Origin of the sequence: Streptomyces nidicola, from assembly GCF_050106155.1 — a bacterium.
Taxonomy (GTDB): Bacteria; Actinomycetota; Actinomycetes; order Streptomycetales; family Streptomycetaceae; genus Streptomyces.
Genome location: NZ_JBNBPI010000001.1, coordinates 6975800 through 6993523, shown reverse-complemented (window position 1 = coordinate 6993523; position 17724 = coordinate 6975800). Strand labels below are relative to the sequence as shown.

The following is a 17724-nucleotide window of genomic DNA, read 5'->3' as shown; positions in this document are numbered from 1 at the left end:
GCCCGTCCCCCACCGTTCACCGGAGCACTCCGTCCGTTCGCCGCGACCCCGACCGGAACAACCGGCTCGTCAGATCGTTTGACAACGACGTATCCGGACGGCGTATCAACGGAACTACACGATCCGTCGTCCCATCCCCCCAACTCGTCTCATCCCCCCAACCCTTCGCTCCAACTTTTCCCTCCAACCGTGGCCGTTCGACTGGAGATGCACGTGGCCGGGCGCATCGAGGATTACGCACTCATCGGAGACATGCAGACCGCCGCCCTGGTCTGCCGGGACGGCACAGTGGACTGGCTGTGCCTGCCCCGCTTCGACTCGCATGCCATTTTCGCCGGGCTGCTCGGCACCGAGGACCACGGCTTCTGGCGCCTTGGTCCCGCGCATGCGTCCGATACCGAGCCGCCGAGAGCGGCGCGGCGCGGATACCGCGGCGACTCGCTGGTCCTGGAGTCGGAGTGGGACACGCCGCGCGGCACGGTCCGGGTCACGGACTTCATGCCGCCGCGCGACGGCGCACCCCAGCTGACCCGGATCGTGGAGGGCGTGAGCGGGCGCGTGCCGATGCGTTCGGCGCTGCGCATGCGCTTCAGTTACGGCCGGATCACCCCGTGGGTGCACAAGGTCGACGGTCGTACGGTCGCGGTGGCCGGGCCCGACTCCGTGTGGCTGGACTCGGAGACCGAGACGTACGGCAAGAACCTCACGACGTACTCGGACTTCACGGTGGCGCCCGGTGACCGGGTCGCCTTCACGATCCAGTGGCAGCCCTCGCACCACCAGCAGCCGCCGCTGCCCGACCCCCAGGGCGCCCTGGCGGCGACGGAGCAGTTCTGGCGGGAGTGGGTGGAGCACTGCACGTACCACGGCCCGTACCGCGAGGCCGTCGTCCGCTCGCTGATCACCCTCAAGGCCCTGACCTACGCGCCGACCGGCGGCATCGTCGCCGCGCCGACGACCTCGCTGCCCGAGGAGATCGGCGGCGTACGGAACTGGGACTACCGCTACACGTGGCTGCGGGACGCGGCGATCACGCTCTCCTCGCTGCTGCGCACCGGGTACCGGGAGGAGGCGCGGGCCTGGCGCGAGTGGCTGCTGCGGGCGGTCGCGGGTGACCCGGAGAACCTGCAGATCATGTACGGCATCGCGGGCGAGCGGGAGCTCGGCGAGGCGGAGCTGGACTGGCTGCCCGGGTACGAGAACTCGGGCCCCGTCCGGGTCGGGAACGGGGCGGCGCACCAGCTCCAGCTCGACGTGTACGGCGAGGTCACCGAGGCGCTGCACCTGGCGCACATGACGGGCCTCGCCCGCAACGACTACGCCTCGCTGCTCCAGCTCAAGCTCATCCGCTACCTCGAAAAGCACTGGGACGAGCCGGACGAGGGCATCTGGGAGGTGCGCGGTCCGCGCCGGCACTTCGTGCACTCGAAGGTCATGGCGTGGGTCGCGGTCGACCGCACCATCAAGCTCATCGAGTCCGGTGACGCGGACGGCCCGCTGGAGAAGTGGCGCGACCTGCGCGACGACATCCACCGGGACGTCTGCGAGAAGGGGTACGACAAGGAGCGCAACACCTTCACGCAGTCGTACGGCAGCAAGGAGCTGGACGCGTCGCTGCTGCTGATTCCGCAGATGGGCTTCCTGCCGCCCGACGACAAGCGGGTCATCGGCACCATCGAGGCGATCCAGCGGGAGCTTTCGACGCCGGACGGCTTCATCCTGCGCTACCCGACGGACGGCGACGACGCCGGTGTCGACGGCCTTCCGGGCGACGAAGGGGCGTTCCTCGCCTGCTCGTTCTGGATGGCGGACGACCTCGCGATGATCGGCCGGGTCGACGAGGCCCGCAAGCTCTTCGAGAAGCTGCTGGCCCTGCGCAACGACCTGGGCCTGCTCGCCGAGGAGTGGGACCCGCGGCTGCAGCGCCAGGTCGGCAACTTCCCGCAGGCGTTCAGCCACGTGCCACTGATCGACACGGCACTGCGGCTGACGGCTTCGGGGGCGTACGGCGGTTAGCAAGGGACAACGGGCGGGGGCGGAGATGCCCCGCGCGCGTGTGCGCCGGTAGCGTCCGTGTCATGGACAGCACCTCGCCCGAGTTCTCCGCCTTCTCCTCGCCCGGCGGCATCACCGTGCGGCGCGCCCTGGAACTGCCGGGGCTGCGCAGCGGTCTTCCCGAGGTGGTGGCGGGCGGCGAGCGGCTGCAGCGGACCGTGCGCTGGGTGCACGCCGGCGAGGTGCCGAACATCGCGTCGCTGCTCAAGGGCGGCGAACTGCTGCTGACCACGGGTTACGGGGTCGGCACCCGCCCCGCCGAACAGCGCGCCTTCGTGCGCAAGCTGGCCGAGCGGGGCATCGCGGCGCTTGTCATCGAGCTGGGTCAGCGCTTCGCGCGGCTGCCCGCGGCCCTCGTGGAGACGGCGCGGACGGCGGGCCTTCCGCTGGTACAGCTGCACCGCGAAGTGCCGTTCGTGACGGTGACGGAGGAGATCCACACCGAGATCGTCAACGGGCACTACGCGCTGCTGCAGCGGGCGGAGGAGGTGCACCGACGCTGCACGGACGCGCTGCTCGGTGGCGGCGGAGTCCCTCAAGTCCTGCGTATTCTCGCCGAGTTCAGCGGGAACCCGGTCTTCCTGGAGACCGCCGACGGCCAACTGCTGTACGCGGCCGGGGCCGAGGACGACATCACCGATCCGCTCCAGGTGTGGGAGGGCATGCGCGGCACGCACCAGGACGAGCCGCCGGGCGGGGCCGTCCTCGTCGACGTGCCGGGCGGCGGACCGGGAGCCGGGTCCGTGCGGGCCAGGCTCGTGCTGCTGCCCGTGTCGGGGACGCTCGCGCCCGTGCACCGGATCGCCGCCGAACGGGCCGCCGGTTCGCTCGCCGTGGTGCTGATGCAGGCCCGCCAGGAGGAGGAGCTGGCCGCGCGAGGGCGCGGCGACTTCCTCACCGACCTCGCGGAGGGCCGGATCACGCCGGACGACGCCCCGGCGCAGGCCCGCGTCCTCGGCTTCAAGCCGACCGGGAGCGGGCCGCTGCTGCCCGTCGTGATGCGGCTGCCGGGCACGCCGGAAACGCCGATGGGCCTCTCGCCGGGCGGCGGCTGGGCGGTGCTGGCGCGGGCGGTGTCGGAGGAGCTGGCCTCGGTCGGGGTGCCGGTGCTCCTTGGCGTGCGTCCCGTGGAGGGGCGGGTGCCGCTGCTGCTCGGGCTCCGCTCGGACTCGGAGCGCACGGCGGTCGCCGACCGGGTCGCGGCGGCGCTGCGGGCGGGCGTGGCGCGGGCCGGGATGCAGCGGGCGGGCGGGCCCCCGCCGGTCGTCGTGGTCGGCGGGGCGGGCGGCTGGGCCGCGGCGGCGGCAGGGCTGCGGCACGCGGCGGAGACGGCGACGGCGGCGCAGGGCCTGGACGACCGGCCGTGGTTCGACGCGCGGCGCCTCGACATCGACCTGCTGCTGTGGCGGCTGTCCCGCCGCGACGAGGGCGCTCTGGCAGCCTTCGTGGAGCGGGCGATCGGCCCGCTCCAGGAGCACGACCGACGGGCCAAGCCACCGTTGCTGCCCACGCTCCAGACCTATCTGGCGCACGCGGGCCGCAAGGCGGAGACGGCGCGCGAACTCCATCTGAACCGGCAGACGCTCTACAACCGCCTTGCGCGGATAGGCGAGTTGCTCGGCACGGACCTGGACGATCCACAGACGGTGCTCGCACTGAGCCTGGCACTGCGCGCACGCCGCCACACCTCGGTCACGCCCTAGGCCCCGCGACCGGGCCTCTAGTGATAGCCCGTCACCTCGTCGTAGACGCTGAGCACTTGGGCGACCGTCGCGTCCTCGGTCGGCCAGGACGCCGCCTGCGCGGCGCCGCGCTCCTTGAGCTGGTCCCGCCGACGTGGGTCGGCGAGGAGCCGCTCCACGGAGCGGGCGAGCGCAGGCGCGTCTCCATAGGGGACCAACTCGGCTCCGTCTCCGACGAGTTCAGCCATACCGCCGACGTCCGTCGCCACGAGGGGTACGCGCGCGTGCAGCGCCTCCTGCGCGAGCAGCGAACGGGACTCCCAACTGCTGGGCAGCACCGCGACATCGGCGGCGTGCAGCAGTTCGGCGACGTCGTCGCGGCGCCCCGCGAGCCGCACCGGCAGGCCCTCGGTCTCGATGCGCCGCTGAAGCGCGGGCCGCTCGGGCCCCTCTCCCGCGATCACAAGGAGCGGCACGGGGTCGAGCCCGAGCAGCGCGTGCGCGGCGTCGAGCAGCACGTCGTAGCCGCGGTGCCGCTCCAGGCTGCCGACGGCCATCAGTAAGGGCCGGTCCACGCAGCCGAGTTCGGCCCGCGTCTTGCTGCGGGTGCGCTCGGCCTCCTCGCCTTCCGGGAGCGGTCCGCGCGGCGCGGGGAAGGACACCGCGGCGAGCCGGGCGTCCCGCGCGCCGCGCGACCGCGCCCGGTCCACCAGGTCGGAGGAGGTGCCGAGGACGACGGCCGCCGCCCTGGCCACGCGCCGCTCCAGCGCGCGCAGCAGGTGGGCGCGGGCCCCCTCGGCGTACGAGCGGGTGTGCCAGGTGACGACGAGCGGGACGCGGCGGCCGCTGAGCGCGAGGGCGGCGCGCAGCCCGGCGTGCAGCCCGTGCGCGTGCACGAGGTCGGCGTCGGTGCAGGCGACGCGGAGCGCGGCGACGGACGCCGGGTCGCTGCGGCGCGGCACCGGAAGGTGGTGGGCCCCCGCGTCCGCGAACCCGTACGCCCGCTCGGCCGCCATCGGCGCGCACACCGTGACCCGCACGCCGCGGGCCACCAACCCCGCGGTCAGGGACCGGACATGGGCGCTGCTGCCCGCACTGCCGCCGCCCAGCACCTGCACAGTGCGCAGCGTCGGCTGTCCGTGCGCTGACGGGCTGCTGGGGTGGCTCACGCGGCCGGGCTCCTGAAGGGTGTCGGCGAACTCGGTAGGTACGGAAGGGGTTAGGTATACGGAGAGTACGGGCTCAGGGATACGTATACCGTCGGTCCCCCAGGATGCCAGCCCGTACCGACGTTCCGGCACCGGTCGCCGTCCCGCACCGCCAGGGCCTGGGCAACACGGCACACCGGACCACCCGCATGGGTGAGTTGAGGGGCCCGATGCTTACGTAAGTGAGCCCTGGGCCAATGCGCTGACCCGGTCTCCGTACACGGTCGCCGCGACGAGCCCGGCGGCGTGCGCCACCAGTCCTGGCCGCCCGTTCCCCGCGACGATGGCGACGCCGACGGCGGCACCGAGCGCGTGCGCGCCCGCGTCGCCGAGCATCCCGCGCTCGGCGAGATCGTCGGGCAGCACGGCAGCGGCGGCGCCCATCGGCGCGGCGGCGAGCGGGCCGCGCAACAGGCCGGGAACGCCCAGGGCGAGGGTCACTTGGGCCGCGCGTCCCGGCCGTACGTCGACGAGGTTGACGAGGTGCGCGGTGCCGGCGATGACGACACCGGCGAGCGCCTTGTCGACAAACCGCTCCTTGAGCAGCCCGCCCGCGACGAGCCCAGCCGCCGAGATCCCGAACAACTTCACGGCGCCGCTGGTGAGTTCGCCGTCCCGCAGCGCGCCCAGGTGAGCCCGGAAGCCACGCCGTGGATCACCGGCCCCCGCCACGTCGTCGTATCCGCCGCAGGCGCCTGCCACGAGCGTGGCGAGCACCGCGGCGCCACGCGCGCCCGGCTCCGCCGCGACGAGCGCCCCCGCCGCGGCTCCCACCGTGGCGGCAGGCCCCGCACACAGATCGACGGTCCGCCCCGCGTAATTCTTCCGCTCCCCGACACCGTCGGGCTTCACGCGCCGCAAAAGACCGAGGGCACCACGGGTGACACCTGCGGAAATCACCGCGGGAAAAACCCGCCCCGCCGACGATCGAGTCGCGGGGCCCGGGGCAGAGCCCCATCCAAGCCCCGCCGACGATCGCGTCGCAGGCTCAAGGGCAGAGCCCCATTCCGGCCCCGCCGACGATCGAGGCGCGGGGCCCGGGGCGGAGCCCCATTCCAGCCCCGCCGGCGATTGAGGCGCGGGGTCCGGGGCAGAGCCCCGCGACCGGCGGACGCCCACCCGCAACAAACCCGTCACGCGTCCGCCCGAGCCGTCGCCAACAACTCCTCCGCATGCGCCCGCGCCGTCTCCGAGTCCTCCTGCCCGGCCAACATCCGCGACAACTCCCGCACCCGGTCCTCCCCTTCGAGCACGGTCACCCCGGAACTCGTCACGGAACCGTCGTGGGTCTTCTCGACCAGGAGCTGCCGATCGGCGAACGCCGCGACCTGCGGCAGGTGCGTGACGACCACGACCTGCGCCGACCTCGCGAGCTTGGCGAGACGCCTGCCGATCTCGACCGCGGCCTTGCCGCCCACGCCCGCGTCGACCTCGTCGAAGAGGTACGTAGGTACCGGATCGTTGCCCGCGAAGACGACCTCCACGGCGAGCATCACGCGCGACAGCTCACCGCCGGACGCGCCCTTCGCGATGGGCCGGGGCGGCGCGCCGGGGTGCGGGGCGAGCAGCAGCTCGACCTCGTCGACACCACTGGGCCCGCACACCACGTTCCGCCCGTCGACCTCGACGCCGTCGGCCGCGTCCGTCTCCGTATGCCGAATGTCGAAGGAGACCCGCGCGTGCGGCATCGCGAGCGAGGAGAGTTCCTCGGTCACCGCGGCCGCGAACCGGTCGGCCGCCTCCACACGCGCGTGGGTCAGTTCCTGCGCCAGTACGCCCAGTTCGCCGCGGAGCGACTCGCGCTCCGCGGTCAGCTCGCCGATCCGCTCGTCGTCGCCGTCGAGTTCGAGAAGGCGCGCGGCGCTCGTCTCGGCCCAGGCCAGCACCGCCGTCACGTCCTCGCCGTACTTGCGGGTGAGCGCCGTGAGCGCCGCGCGCCGCTCCTCCACCGCGGAGAGCCGCAGCGGGTCGGCGTCCAAGTCGTCCGCGTAGCCCGCGAGTTCGGCGGCGACATCGGTGAGCAGGATCTGCACCTCGCCGATCCGCTCCGCGAGCGTGCCGAGCGCCGAGTCGTGGGAGCGCACGGCCTCCAGGGCCCGGTGCGCGCCGCCGACCAGCGTCTGCGCGTCGACGCCCTCCGGGTCCTCGGGGTTCCCGGCGAGCGCGGCGTGCGCTGCGGCCGCCGCCGAGGCCAGCGCCTCCGCGTGGCCCAGCCGGGAGGCCTCCTCGGCCAGCTCCACGTCCTCGCCGGCCCTGGGTTCCACGGCGCCGATCTCCTCGAGCCCGAAGCGCAGCAGATCCGCCTCCTGCGCCCGCTCACGGGCGCGCGTGGTGATCTCCTCCAGCTCGGTGCCGACGGCCCGCAGCCGCTTGTAGACGGCTCCGTACTTGGCGAGCGGCGCCGCGACGGCGTCCCCCGCGTACCGGTCGAGCGCCTGCCGCTGCCGGCCGAGCTTCAACAGTCCCTGCTGGTCGGTCTGGCCGTGCACGGCGACCAGTTCGTCGGCCAGCTCGCTCAGCACACCCACCGGCACGGACCGCCCGCCCAGGTGCGCCCGGGAGCGCCCCTCGGCGGACACGGTGCGGCTGAGCAGCAGCACCCCGTCCTCGAGCTCGGCCCCGGCCTCCTCGGCTCGCTCACGCGCGCCTGAGTCGGCGGGCACGGCGATGCGCCCCTCGACCACGGCGTTCTTCGCGCCGATCCGTACGAGCGCGGGGTCGGCCCGCCCGCCGAGCAGCAAGCCGAGACTGGTGACGACCATGGTCTTGCCCGCGCCCGTCTCACCGGTGACCGCCGTGAAGCCGGGCGAAAGCTCGACCACGGCGTCGTCGATGACTCCGAGCGACCGTATCCGCATCTCCTCCAACACGCCTCTGACCTTACGAGGTCGGAGGCCGTCCGTGCGACGGACCCCGGCCCCCTACCCCGATTCCGCAGGTAGGAGGGCCGTTACGGCGACAAACCTTCACGCCGCCGTCACTCGAACGTGCCGGTCAGTGCGGGGCGCCGCGCCACCCGGCGACCGGGAGCGCGAACTTGGCCACGAGCCGGTCGGTGAACACCGCGTGGTGCAGCCGGGCCAGCCGGACCGGCACCTCGCCCCGGCGCACCTCGATCCGCGCGCCCGGCGGCAGCTCCACGGTGCGCCGGCCGTCGCACCACAGCACGCCGTGCGGCGTGTGCTGCTGCACCTCGACGGCGAGCACCGAGTCCGGCGACGTGATGAGCGGCTTCGCGAACAGGGCGTGCGCGCTGATCGGCACCATGAGCAGCGCCTCGACCTCGGGCCACACCACGGGCCCGCCGGCGGAGAACGCGTAGGCCGTGGACCCGGTCGGGGTCGCGCACACGATGCCGTCGCAGCCGAATCCCGTGACGGGCCGGCCGTCGATCTCGAGCACGACCTCCAGCATCCGCTCGGGCTCGATCTTCTGGACGGCCGCCTCGTTGAGCGCCCAGTCCCGGTGCACGACGTCGCCGTTGCGGTGCACGGCGACGTCGATCGTCATGCGCTCCTCGACCTCGTACTCCTTGGTGACGACGCGGTCGACGACCTTGTCCAGGTCGTCGCGCTCCGCCTCCGCGAGGAAGCCGACACGGCCCAGGTTCACCCCGAGCATCGGCACCCCGGACGCCCGCGCGAACTCGGCGCCGCGCAGCAGCGTCCCGTCCCCGCCGAGCACGATGAGCAGCTCACAGCCGTCGAGACAGGCGGGCGTCGCCTCCGACTCCTTCACCAGTTCCACGGTGTCGGGCAGCGGCAGGTCCACCGCCTCCGTCTCCAGGACCCGCACCCCGAGGCCGCTGCGCAGCAGCCCCTGTACGACGAGTTCGGCGCTGCGGATCGCAGCGGGCCGCCCCGTGTGGGCGAGCAGGAAAACCGTACGAGCTCGGGTCTGTGTCAACGCGGCCCCTCCGCCACTGCGCGATCTACGTCGGCCGGGTCGAGCTGATCCGCCCCGGCACGCAGCCACAGAAAGTACTCGACGTTCCCGGACGGCCCCGGCAGGGGGCTCGCGGTCACGCCACGCACGCCGTACCCGAGCTTCCATGCCTGCTCGGCGACCCTGCGCACCGCCTCGGCCCGCAGTTCGGGGCTGCGCACGACGCCCCCGCTGCCGAGCCGCTCCTTGCCCACCTCGAACTGCGGCTTGACCATCATCACGAGATCCGCCTCCGGAGCCGCGCACCGCACGAGGGCGGGCAGCACAAGGCCGAGCGGGATGAAGGACAGGTCCCCGACCACGAGGTCCACGGGTACGTCATCGATCGCCTCCAACGTCAATTCGCGTACGTTCGTACGGTCCTTGACGGTGACGCGTTCATCGCTCTGCAATGACCACGCGAGTTGCCCGTAGCCGACGTCGACGGCCACGACGTGCGCAACGCCGGCCCGCAGCAGCACATCGGTGAAGCCACCGGTGGACGCACCCGCGTCCAGCGCCCTGCGCCCCTTGACGTCGAGCCCCTGCGGGCCGAATGCCTCCAGCGCGCCGGCGAGCTTGTGCCCGCCGCGCGAGACGTACTCGGGGTCGCTGTCGTCGGCCGCGACGACGATGGACACGCCCTCGTTGACCTGCGTCGCGGGCTTGGTCGCGACGATCTTGGCGACGCTGACCCGGCCCGCGGCGATCAGCTGGCTCGCGTGCTCGCGCGAACGCGCCAGCTTGCGGTTGACGAGTTCGGCGTCGAGGCGGCGACGTGCCACACCTGCCACGGTGGTTCAGCTCCTGTTGTCATACGTAGACGGGGACGGGGGACGTGCGTCCAGCGCGGTCAGCGCGTTCCGCAGCCCCTGATGTACATCCTCGTACACCTCTGCGTGCCCGTCCGCGGCGAGGTGGTCCACATCGCCCAGCCGCTCCAGCGACGCGTCCACCTCGGCGTTGCCCGTAGGGGTGCGCCCGATGCCGAGCGGGGCGGGGGCCGCGGGGTCGTACGAGGGTTCCGCCGCCGGTTCCTGTGCGGGTTCCGGCACGTCGGTGGGCTCGGGGGGCGTCTCGCTCATGCCCCGACGCTACCCCGAAGCGCCGGTGTACCGTCGATCACGATGGCGACGACAGAGGAGTGCCGGGCGGCGCTCGACAAACTCTCGGACAACATGGCGGGGGCCGACGGGGACGTGCGCACGGCCGCGGCCCTGGACCGCTCGCTGAGCTGCCGGATCACCGACCTCGACGTGACGTTTTCCGGCCGACTCAAGGACGGCCGGATCGAGGTCCTCGACACGCGCCCCGGGCCGCCCGCCGAGAAGGCGCAGATCCGGCTCGCGATGACCGGCGACGATCTGGTGTCGATGGTCGAGGGCGAGCTGAACTTCGCGAAGGCGTGGGCGTCGGGACGCGTGCGGCTCGAGGCCTCGTTCCGCGACCTGCTGCGGCTCAGGACGCTGCTGTAGCGGTCTCCTTGCGGCGCGCGTGCCGCGCGGCCGGCACCACCAGCGGGGTCCCCGTCTCCGGGTCGTCGATGACCTGGCACTTCATTCCGAAGAGCTGCTCGACGAGCTCGGCCGTGACGATGTCCTTGGGCGCGCCCTCGGCGATCACCGCGCCGTCGCGCAGTGCGATGAGGTGGGTGGCGTAGCGGGCCGCGTGGTTGAGGTCGTGCAGGACGGCGACGAGCGTGCGCCCCTGCTCCTCGTGCAGCTCGGCGCAGAGGTCGAGGACATCGATCTGGTGCTGGATGTCGAGGTACGTCGTCGGCTCGTCGAGCAGCAGCAGCGGTGTCTGCTGGGCGAGCGCCATCGCGATCCACACGCGCTGGCGCTGGCCGCCGGACAGCTCGTCGACGTACCGCTCGGCGAGCTCGCCGACGCCGGTGGACTCCATGGACTCCCGTACGATCCGCTCGTCCTCGGACGACCATTGGCGCAGCAGCCCCTGGTGCGGGTAGCGGCCGCGGGCCACGAGGTCGCCGACGGTGATGCCGTCGGGCGCCACCGACGACTGCGGCAGCAGGCCGAGCGTCTTGGCGACCTTCTTGGCGGGCATCGACTGGATGACGCTGCCGTCGAGCAGGACGCGGCCCGCGCTCGGCTTGAGCATCCGCGACAGGGCGCGAAGCAGCGTGGACTTGCCACAGGCGTTCGGGCCGACGATCACCGTGAAAGAGTTGTCGGGGATCTCCACCGACAGCTTCTCGGCGATGACGCGCTGGTCGTATCCGAGGGTCACGTCGTCGGCTGTCAGCCTGTTCACTGCGGTGCTCCTTTGGTTCGTACGAGATGGGCGGGGCGTGTGCGGGCCGCGCGAGGTCATATCCGCCCCGCCTTCCGCTCGGTGACCAGCAGCCACAGCAGATAGATGCCGCCGACGACGCCGGTGACCACGCCGACGGGCAGTTGGTCGGCGCCGAACGCCCGCTGCGAGACCAGGTCGGCGACGATCAGCAGGGCCGCGCCCAGGATCGTCGACGCCGCCAGGTTCGGCCCCGGCGACTTGGTCAGCCGACGGGCGATCTGCGGGGCGGTGAGCGCCACGAAGGTGACCGGTCCCGCGGCCGCGGTGGCGGCGGCCGTCAGCACGACGGAGGCCGTGAGCAGCAGCAGCCGGGTCCGCTCGACGCGCACCCCGAGGCCGCCGGCCGCGTCGTCGCCCATCTCCAGCATCCGCAGCGGACGCGCGAACGCGGCGACGAGCGGGATCAGCACGACGAACATGATCAGCAGCGGCCAGACCTGCGTCCAGTCACGGCCGTTGAGCGAGCCGGTCATCCACACGGTGGCGCGGGCGGCGTCCACGAAGTCGGCCTTCGTGAGCAGATAGCCGTTGATCGCGGTCACGAACGCGGAGACACCGATACCGACGAGGACGAGCCGGTAGCCGTGCACGCCCCGCTTCCAGGCGAGGACGTAGATCGCGAACCCGGTGACGAGTCCGCCGACGAGCGCGCCGATCGCGACCTGCCCCGCGCTGCCCCCGAAGATCACGATCATCACGAGTGCGCCCGCGGTCGAGCCCTGCCCGAGGCCGAGCACGTCCGGGCTGCCCAGCGGGTTGCGGGAGACGGACTGGAAGAGCGCGCCGGACAGGCCGAGCGCGGCGCCGACGAGCAGGCCGACGAGGACCCGCGGAAGCCGCAGGTCGTTGATGATGAATTCCTGGCCCGCGTCCCCGTTGCCCACGAGGGTGCGCAGCACGTCGGAGACCGGGATCGGGAAGTCGCCGGTGCCGATGAGGAAGACGCTCGCGGCGAGCGCCGCCACGAGGAGGATCGCCACGACGACGAGCGAGCGGACATCGAGCCGGACGGAGAGGCCGCCCGGGGTGCGTATCGCCTTGGTCTTCGCGGGCTTGGTCGCGTTCTTGGTCGCGTTCACAGCTGGGCCATCCTTCGGCGACGTACGAGCACGATGAAGACCGGCGCGCCGATCACGGCGGTGACGATGCCGACCTGGAGCTCGGACGGGCGGGCCACGATCCGGCCGATGACGTCGGCGCCGAGCAGCAGGACGGGCGAGAGGACCGCCGCGTACGGCATGATCCAGCGCATGTCGGGGCCGGTGAACGAGCGGACCATGTGCGGCACCATCAGGCCGACGAAGGCGATCGGGCCGCAGGCGGCGGTGGCCGCGCCGCACAGCAGCGTCGCGGCGACCATGCTCAGCGCACGGGTGCGGCCGAGGTGGGCACCGAGCGCGCGGGCGGTGTCGTCGCCCATGGCCATGGCGTTGAGCGGGCGGGAGAGCAGCAGCGCGAGCACGGCGCCGACGGCGATGAACGGCCAGACCTGCTGGATGGTGTGCATGGTGGACGTGGCCAGCGAGCCGACCTGCCAGAACCGCATCCGGTTGAGGGCCATGTCGTCGGTGATCATCACCGCGTAGAGATAGCCGGAGAGCGCCGCGTTGATCGCGGTACCGGCGAGCGCGAGCCGCACGGGCGTCGCGTTGCGGGTGCCGCCGAGCGCGTAGACGAGGACGCCCACGGCGGCGGCGCCCGCGAAGGCGAACCATACGTAGCCGGTGAGCGAGGTCACCCCGAAGAAGCTGATGGCGGAGACGACGGCGGCCGAGGCACCCATGTTGATGCCGAGGATGCCGGGGTCGGCGAGGGGGTTGCGGGTCAGTGCCTGCAGGACGGCGCCGGCGAGGCCGAGCGCGATTCCGGCCAGCAGGCCGAGCAGGGTGCGCGAGACCCGCTCACCGACGACCACGTCCGCGTAGTTCCCGGTGTCCTGGAACAGGCCGTGCCAGACCTGGTCCAGGGAGAGCGGTTTGGCGCCCACGGCGATACTCGCCACAAGGACGGCCACCAGCACCAGGACAGACGCGAGCAGCCCGACGGTACGTATCACCGCACGACGGTCGGGGGGCGCGGGAGCGGTCACCGCGCTGGCTTCGGGAGGACTGTCGACCAACACGAAGTTAGGTTAGCCTACCCTGCAACTCGCCGACATCACGGTCCTGCCCCGCCGCCTTGGGCAATCTGCCGCCAGGGGCGGCAGGGTGGGCAAGGCGGCACCCCGATGCGGGGCGAGCACACATCCAGCCCCACCCCGTCGCGGGCTCCCACCGAAGCTCGGGCGCGGCTAAAGCCCCAACCGTGCCACCGCCTTCCCCGTATCCAGCTCGCAAACCCCTCCCCCGGCCACACTCCACGCCGCCCCACACAGCGCCCGCAGCCCGTCGATCGCGGCACCGTCCCCCTCGACGCGCAGCTCCCCGTCCCCGGCGAGTGCCGTCCAGCCCCCGCACCGGAACCCACCGTCGCCCCCCTGAACCTCCTCGACCTCCGGCTGCCCGGTGAGCAGCCCCCGCAGATCCACATCCACATACGTGGGCCGATGCTGCGGCGGCGCCGCAAGCAGCTGCGCGGCATCCGTGACACCGGTCAGTACGAGCAGCGAATCCACTCCCCCGTTGAACGCCCCCTCGATATCCGTGTCGAGCCGATCCCCCACCACCAGCGGAGCCTTCGCCCCGGTCCGCAGAATCGTCTCCCGGTGCATCGGAGGCAACGGCTTCCCCGCGACCTGCGGCTCCGCACCCGTCGCGATCCGGACGACCTCGACCGCCGCCCCGTTCCCCGGCGCGATGCCGCGCGCACTCGGAATCGTCAGGTCGGTATTGGAGGCGAACCAGGGCACACCGCGCGCGATCCCGTAACAGGCCTCCGCGAACCGCCCCCACGCCATGTCCGGCCCGCCGTACCCCTGCGCCACGGCGGCCGGGTCATCGTCCGCGGAGTCCACCGGCACGAGTCCCCGCTCGCGCAGGGCCACCCGAAGCCCTTCGCCCCCGATCACCAACACCCGCGCCCCTTCGGGCACTTGCTCGCTGATGAGCCGCGCGACGGCCTGCGCCGACGTGATGACATCGTCGGCCCCGGTCGGAATCCCGAGCTCGGTCAGATGCCCGGCCACGGCGTCCGGCGTGCGCAGCGCGTTGTTCGTGACGTACGCGAGCCCCATCCCGCCGTCGCGCGCCACTGCCAGCGACTCGACGGCATGCGCGATGGCCTGCCCGCCCGCGTACACGACCCCGTCGAGATCGAGCAGCGCGGTGTCGTACGCCTCGCTCAGCTTTCGCTCGCTGCCACCGGGCCGCAGCCGGGCCCCACCGTCGGCCGTTTCGCTCGCACTGTGGCCCTGGCTCATTCCGCATCTCTCCTCGCTCGATCCCACTCCCCCGATCATCCCTCACGGCACTGACACTCGTACGATGCGGGGATGAACACTGCAGGTCGCACGGCACAGTCGGGCAACAACGGCCTGGACCTGATCCCGTTCAGGGGCGTCCGCTACGTCCCCGAACAGGTCGGCAGCCTCGCCGCCGTGACCTCACCCCCGTACGACGTGGTCGTACGGCCGGACGGTCTGCTGCACCTGGAGAACGCGGACCCGCACAACATCGTCCGCCTGATCCTGCCGCAGGCCGTGGAGCCCCGGACCCGCAACGAACTGGCGGCCGCCACCCTGCACCGCTGGCTCGCCGAGGGCGTCCTCGCCCCCGACCCCGAACCCGCCTTCTACGTATACGAGCAGCGCAGCGGCGACATGCTCCAGCGCGGCATCATCGGCGCCCTCCACCTCTCCGAGGCCTCGGAAGGTGTGGTCCTCCCCCACGAGGACGTCATGCCTCATGTGGTCGAGGACCGGGCAGGGCTGATGCGTACGACGGCCGCGAACCTCGAACCGCTCCTGCTGACCTACCGGGGAAACGGCAACGCGACGGGCGCCACCGCCGTCATCGAGCGCACGGTCCAGCAGGCCCCGCTCCTCGCCACGACCACCGAGGACGGCTACAGCCATCGCCTCTGGGCGCTCACGGACCCCGCCGACCAGCGCCGGGTCCAGGACGGTCTCGCCGCCCACCAGGCACTGATCGCGGACGGCCACCACCGCTGGGCCACCTACCTGCGCCTGCGCACCGAACACGGCTCACCGGGCCGCACCCCCTGGGACTACGGCCTCGTCCTCCTGGTCGACACGGCCCGCTACCCCCTCCGGGTCCGCGCCATCCACCGTCTGCTGGGCCGCCTCCCCCTCGACCGGGCCCTGGCGGCGGCCGCCCCGCACTTCCGCGTACGAGAGGTCACCGGCCCGCTCCCGCACGCGATGGAGGCCCTGGCGCAGGCGGCGTCCCACGGCAACGCCTTCCTCCTCACCGGCACCGAGGACACGTACCACCTCCTGGACCGCCCCGACCCGGCGCTCCTGGACCGTACGATCCCGGCCGATCGCCCCGATGCCTGGCGCACCCTCGACGCCACGGTGCTGCACTCCACGCTCCTCGGCGACGTCTGGGGCATCCCGGAGGACTCCCCAGCCGACGTCACGTACATCCACGACACGCAGGCGACGGTCGACAAGGCGCGCCACGACGGCGGCACGGCGGTCCTGATGCACCCGGTCCGCGAGGAGGTCGTCCGCGAGCTGGCCCGCCAGGGCGTGACGATGCCCCGCAAGTCCACGTCGTTCGGCCCGAAGCCGGCCACGGGCCTCGTACTGCGCACGCTGACGGACGACTGAGAAAGACGGCCGAGAACGACGAACGGGCGGGCCCCTGAGGGAGCCCGCCCGTTCTTCATGTCACGCTCTACCGCTCGTCGCGCTCGACGCCCGCGCCCTCGCTGTCGCCCTGCGACGCCGGGGCGCCGTCCTCGGCACTGTCGTCAAAGGCGTCCACGAACTCGACACCGTCCAGCTCGGCGAGCCGGTCGGACGCGTCCGTGCTGCCGTCCTTGTCGGACTCGACGGCCTTGGCGAACCACTCCCGCGCCTCGCCCTCGCGCCCGGCCTCCAGCAGCGCGTCGGCGTACGCGTAGCGCAGACGCGCGGTCCACGGCTGCGTGGAGTTCGACGCGAGCTCGGGGCTCTGCAGCGTCACGATGGCGGCGTCCAGCTGCCCCATGTCCCGCCGCGCGCCGGCGGCCACGAGCCGCATCTCGACCTGCCCGGCCTTGTCCAGCTTCGACACCTCGGGGGCGCCGGCCATGTCCAGCGCCTTCTCGGGACGCCCGAGCCCACGCTCGCAGTCGGCCATGAGCGGCCACAGCTCCGCGCTCCCGGTCATCCGCCGCGCGGCCCGGAACTCGGCGAGCGCCTCGCTGTACTTCTGGTTGCCGTACGCGGCGAAGCCGGCGGCCTCCCGCACGGCGGCGACGCGAGACGCGAGACGCAGCGCGATCCTGGAGTACGCGTACGCGCGCTCCGGGTCCTCATCGATCAGCCGCGCCACCATCACGAGGTTCATCGCGACATCCTCGGCGAGCCCCCGCGGCAGGGACTGAAGCTCCTGCTGAACGCTCTTGTCGAGCTCCGCGCCGGAGACGTCGTCCGGGATCGGCAGCCGCTTGATCGGCTCACGGTCCCGCTCCCGGTCGTCCCGCACCCGGGGCCCACCGCGCCGGTCGTCACGGCGGTCGTCGCGACGGTTGTCCCGCCTGTCGTCCCGCCGATCGTCGCGCCCACGGAACCCACCGGGACGCCCGCCCCGGTCATCCCGCCGGAAGCCGCCACCACGGTTGTCATCACGCCGATCGTCGCGACGCGGCCCACGATCACGATCGCGGTCGCGGTCGTCGCGACGGAAGCCACCACCACGATTGTCATCGCGCCGATCGTCCCGCCGGAAGCCACCCCCGCGATTGTCGTCCCGACGGTCATCCCGACGCGGCCCACGGTCACGGTCCCGATCACCGTACGAACGGTCGTCACGCCTGAAGCCGCCACCGCGGTTGTCGTCGCGACGCGGCGCACGGTCACGGTCGCGGTCGTCGCGGCGGAAGCCACCACCACGGCTGTCATCGCGCCGATCGTCCCGTCGCGGCGCACGGTCGCGGTCACGATCTTCGCGCCGGAAGCCACCACGGTTGTCGTCCCGACGGTCGTCACGACGCGGCCCACGGTCACGATCACGGTCGCGGTCATCACGGCGGAAGCCACCGCCACGGTTGTCGTCCCGCCGGTCATCGCGGCGGAAACCGCCACCACGGTTGTCGTCCCGCCGGTCATCGCGGCGGAAACCGCCACCGCGATTGTCGTCACGCCGATCGTCCCGACGCGGCCCACGGTCACGATCGCGGTCGTCGTGACGGAAGCCACCGCCACGGTTGTCGTCCCGACGGAAGCCGCCACCGCGATTGTCATCGCGACGGTCGTCACGACGCGGCCCACGGTCACGGTCCCGATCACCGAACGAACGGTCATCACGCCGGTCGTCCCGCCGGAAGGGCGGACGCTCCCGGTCGCCATCCCGACGGTCCCGACGCGGGGCCCCGCTGTTGCCGCGGAACCCGCCCCGGTCCCCCCGGTCACCACTGTCCCGTCGGCGCTG

Annotated in this window: 16 protein-coding genes; 4 read left to right on the top strand and 12 right to left on the bottom strand. The window is 72.7% G+C overall.

All coding sequences use genetic code 11. The features are described from left to right. The first annotated feature begins 213 nt into the window (after positions 1-213). A complete protein-coding gene (locus tag ACOKM3_RS31595; protein WP_426906949.1) occupies positions 214-2016 on the top strand; it encodes a glycoside hydrolase family 15 protein in 1803 nt (600 codons plus the stop codon). A 62-nt stretch (positions 2017-2078) separates the two neighbouring features. After that, positions 2079-3758: a PucR family transcriptional regulator gene (locus ACOKM3_RS31590; RefSeq protein WP_426904525.1), complete on the top strand. Its 1680-nt coding sequence runs from the start codon at positions 2079-2081 to the stop codon at positions 3756-3758. A 17-nt stretch (positions 3759-3775) separates the two neighbouring features. Here ACOKM3_RS31590 and ACOKM3_RS31585 read toward each other — a convergent pair whose 3' ends face one another. The 6 genes from ACOKM3_RS31585 to ACOKM3_RS31560 all read right to left on the bottom strand — a co-directional run bounded on the left by ACOKM3_RS31585 (position 3776) and on the right by ACOKM3_RS31560 (position 9954). Continuing rightward, entirely contained in the window at positions 3776-4906 is a 1131-nt protein-coding gene (locus tag ACOKM3_RS31585; protein ID WP_426904523.1) for a glycosyltransferase family 4 protein, read from the bottom strand. A gap of 213 nt (positions 4907-5119) precedes the next feature. Further along, the gene (locus tag ACOKM3_RS31580) at positions 5120-5845 is read right to left on the bottom strand and encodes a hypothetical protein (RefSeq protein WP_426904521.1); all 726 of its coding nucleotides are present in this window, start codon (positions 5843-5845) and stop codon (positions 5120-5122) included. Positions 5846-6078: 233 nt separating this feature from the next. Beyond that, positions 6079-7803, bottom strand: coding sequence for a DNA repair protein RecN (gene recN, locus ACOKM3_RS31575; RefSeq protein ID WP_426906948.1), 1725 nt, complete (start codon positions 7801-7803; stop codon positions 6079-6081). A 136-nt stretch (positions 7804-7939) separates the two neighbouring features. Then, positions 7940-8851: an NAD kinase gene (locus ACOKM3_RS31570; protein WP_426904519.1), complete on the bottom strand. Its 912-nt coding sequence runs from the start codon at positions 8849-8851 to the stop codon at positions 7940-7942. Next, entirely contained in the window at positions 8848-9663 is an 816-nt protein-coding gene (locus ACOKM3_RS31565) for a TlyA family RNA methyltransferase (RefSeq protein WP_426904517.1), read from the bottom strand. Before ACOKM3_RS31565 ends, ACOKM3_RS31570 begins: the two co-directional genes overlap by 4 nt. A 6-nt stretch (positions 9664-9669) precedes the next feature. Next, positions 9670-9954 (bottom strand): hypothetical protein, encoded by a 285-nt coding sequence (locus ACOKM3_RS31560; RefSeq protein ID WP_426904515.1) that lies wholly within the window; start codon positions 9952-9954, stop codon positions 9670-9672. 42 nt (positions 9955-9996) lie between these two features. Between ACOKM3_RS31560 and ACOKM3_RS31555 the strand changes: the two genes are divergently transcribed. After that, positions 9997-10344: an SCP2 sterol-binding domain-containing protein gene (locus ACOKM3_RS31555; protein WP_426904513.1), complete on the top strand. Its 348-nt coding sequence runs from the start codon at positions 9997-9999 to the stop codon at positions 10342-10344. Here the strand turns inward: ACOKM3_RS31555 and ACOKM3_RS31550 are convergent. From ACOKM3_RS31550 to ACOKM3_RS31535, 4 genes are all read right to left on the bottom strand, one after another. Beyond that, positions 10328-11203: an ABC transporter ATP-binding protein gene (locus ACOKM3_RS31550; protein ID WP_426904511.1), complete on the bottom strand. Its 876-nt coding sequence runs from the start codon at positions 11201-11203 to the stop codon at positions 10328-10330. The genes ACOKM3_RS31555 and ACOKM3_RS31550 overlap by 17 nt on opposite strands. Next, positions 11200-12264, bottom strand: a complete 1065-nt coding sequence (locus ACOKM3_RS31545; RefSeq protein WP_426904509.1) for a FecCD family ABC transporter permease — start codon at positions 12262-12264, stop codon at positions 11200-11202. Before ACOKM3_RS31545 ends, ACOKM3_RS31550 begins: the two co-directional genes overlap by 4 nt. Beyond that, positions 12261-13307 carry a FecCD family ABC transporter permease gene (locus ACOKM3_RS31540; RefSeq protein ID WP_426904507.1) on the bottom strand — a complete coding sequence of 349 codons (1047 nt, stop codon included), beginning with the start codon at positions 13305-13307 and terminating at the stop codon, positions 12261-12263. Before ACOKM3_RS31540 ends, ACOKM3_RS31545 begins: the two co-directional genes overlap by 4 nt. A gap of 168 nt (positions 13308-13475) precedes the next feature. After that, a complete protein-coding gene (locus ACOKM3_RS31535; protein WP_426904505.1) occupies positions 13476-14543 on the bottom strand; it encodes an HAD hydrolase-like protein in 1068 nt (355 codons plus the stop codon). Between the two features lie 72 nt (positions 14544-14615). On the opposite strand from ACOKM3_RS31535, the gene ACOKM3_RS31530 reads away from it, so the two are divergent. Next, positions 14616-15917: a DUF1015 family protein gene (locus ACOKM3_RS31530; protein WP_426904503.1), complete on the top strand. Its 1302-nt coding sequence runs from the start codon at positions 14616-14618 to the stop codon at positions 15915-15917. 67 nt (positions 15918-15984) lie between these two features. On the opposite strand, the gene ACOKM3_RS31525 is transcribed toward ACOKM3_RS31530, so the two are convergent. Together ACOKM3_RS31525 and ACOKM3_RS31520 are read right to left on the bottom strand one after the other, a co-directional pair. Further along, positions 15985-16737: a tetratricopeptide repeat protein gene (locus ACOKM3_RS31525; RefSeq protein ID WP_426906947.1), complete on the bottom strand. Its 753-nt coding sequence runs from the start codon at positions 16735-16737 to the stop codon at positions 15985-15987. Continuing rightward, entirely contained in the window at positions 16638-17597 is a 960-nt protein-coding gene (locus ACOKM3_RS31520) for a hypothetical protein (protein WP_426904502.1), read from the bottom strand. The genes ACOKM3_RS31525 and ACOKM3_RS31520 overlap by 100 nt, the downstream gene beginning before the upstream one ends. Positions 17598-17724: the final 127 nt, after the last annotated feature.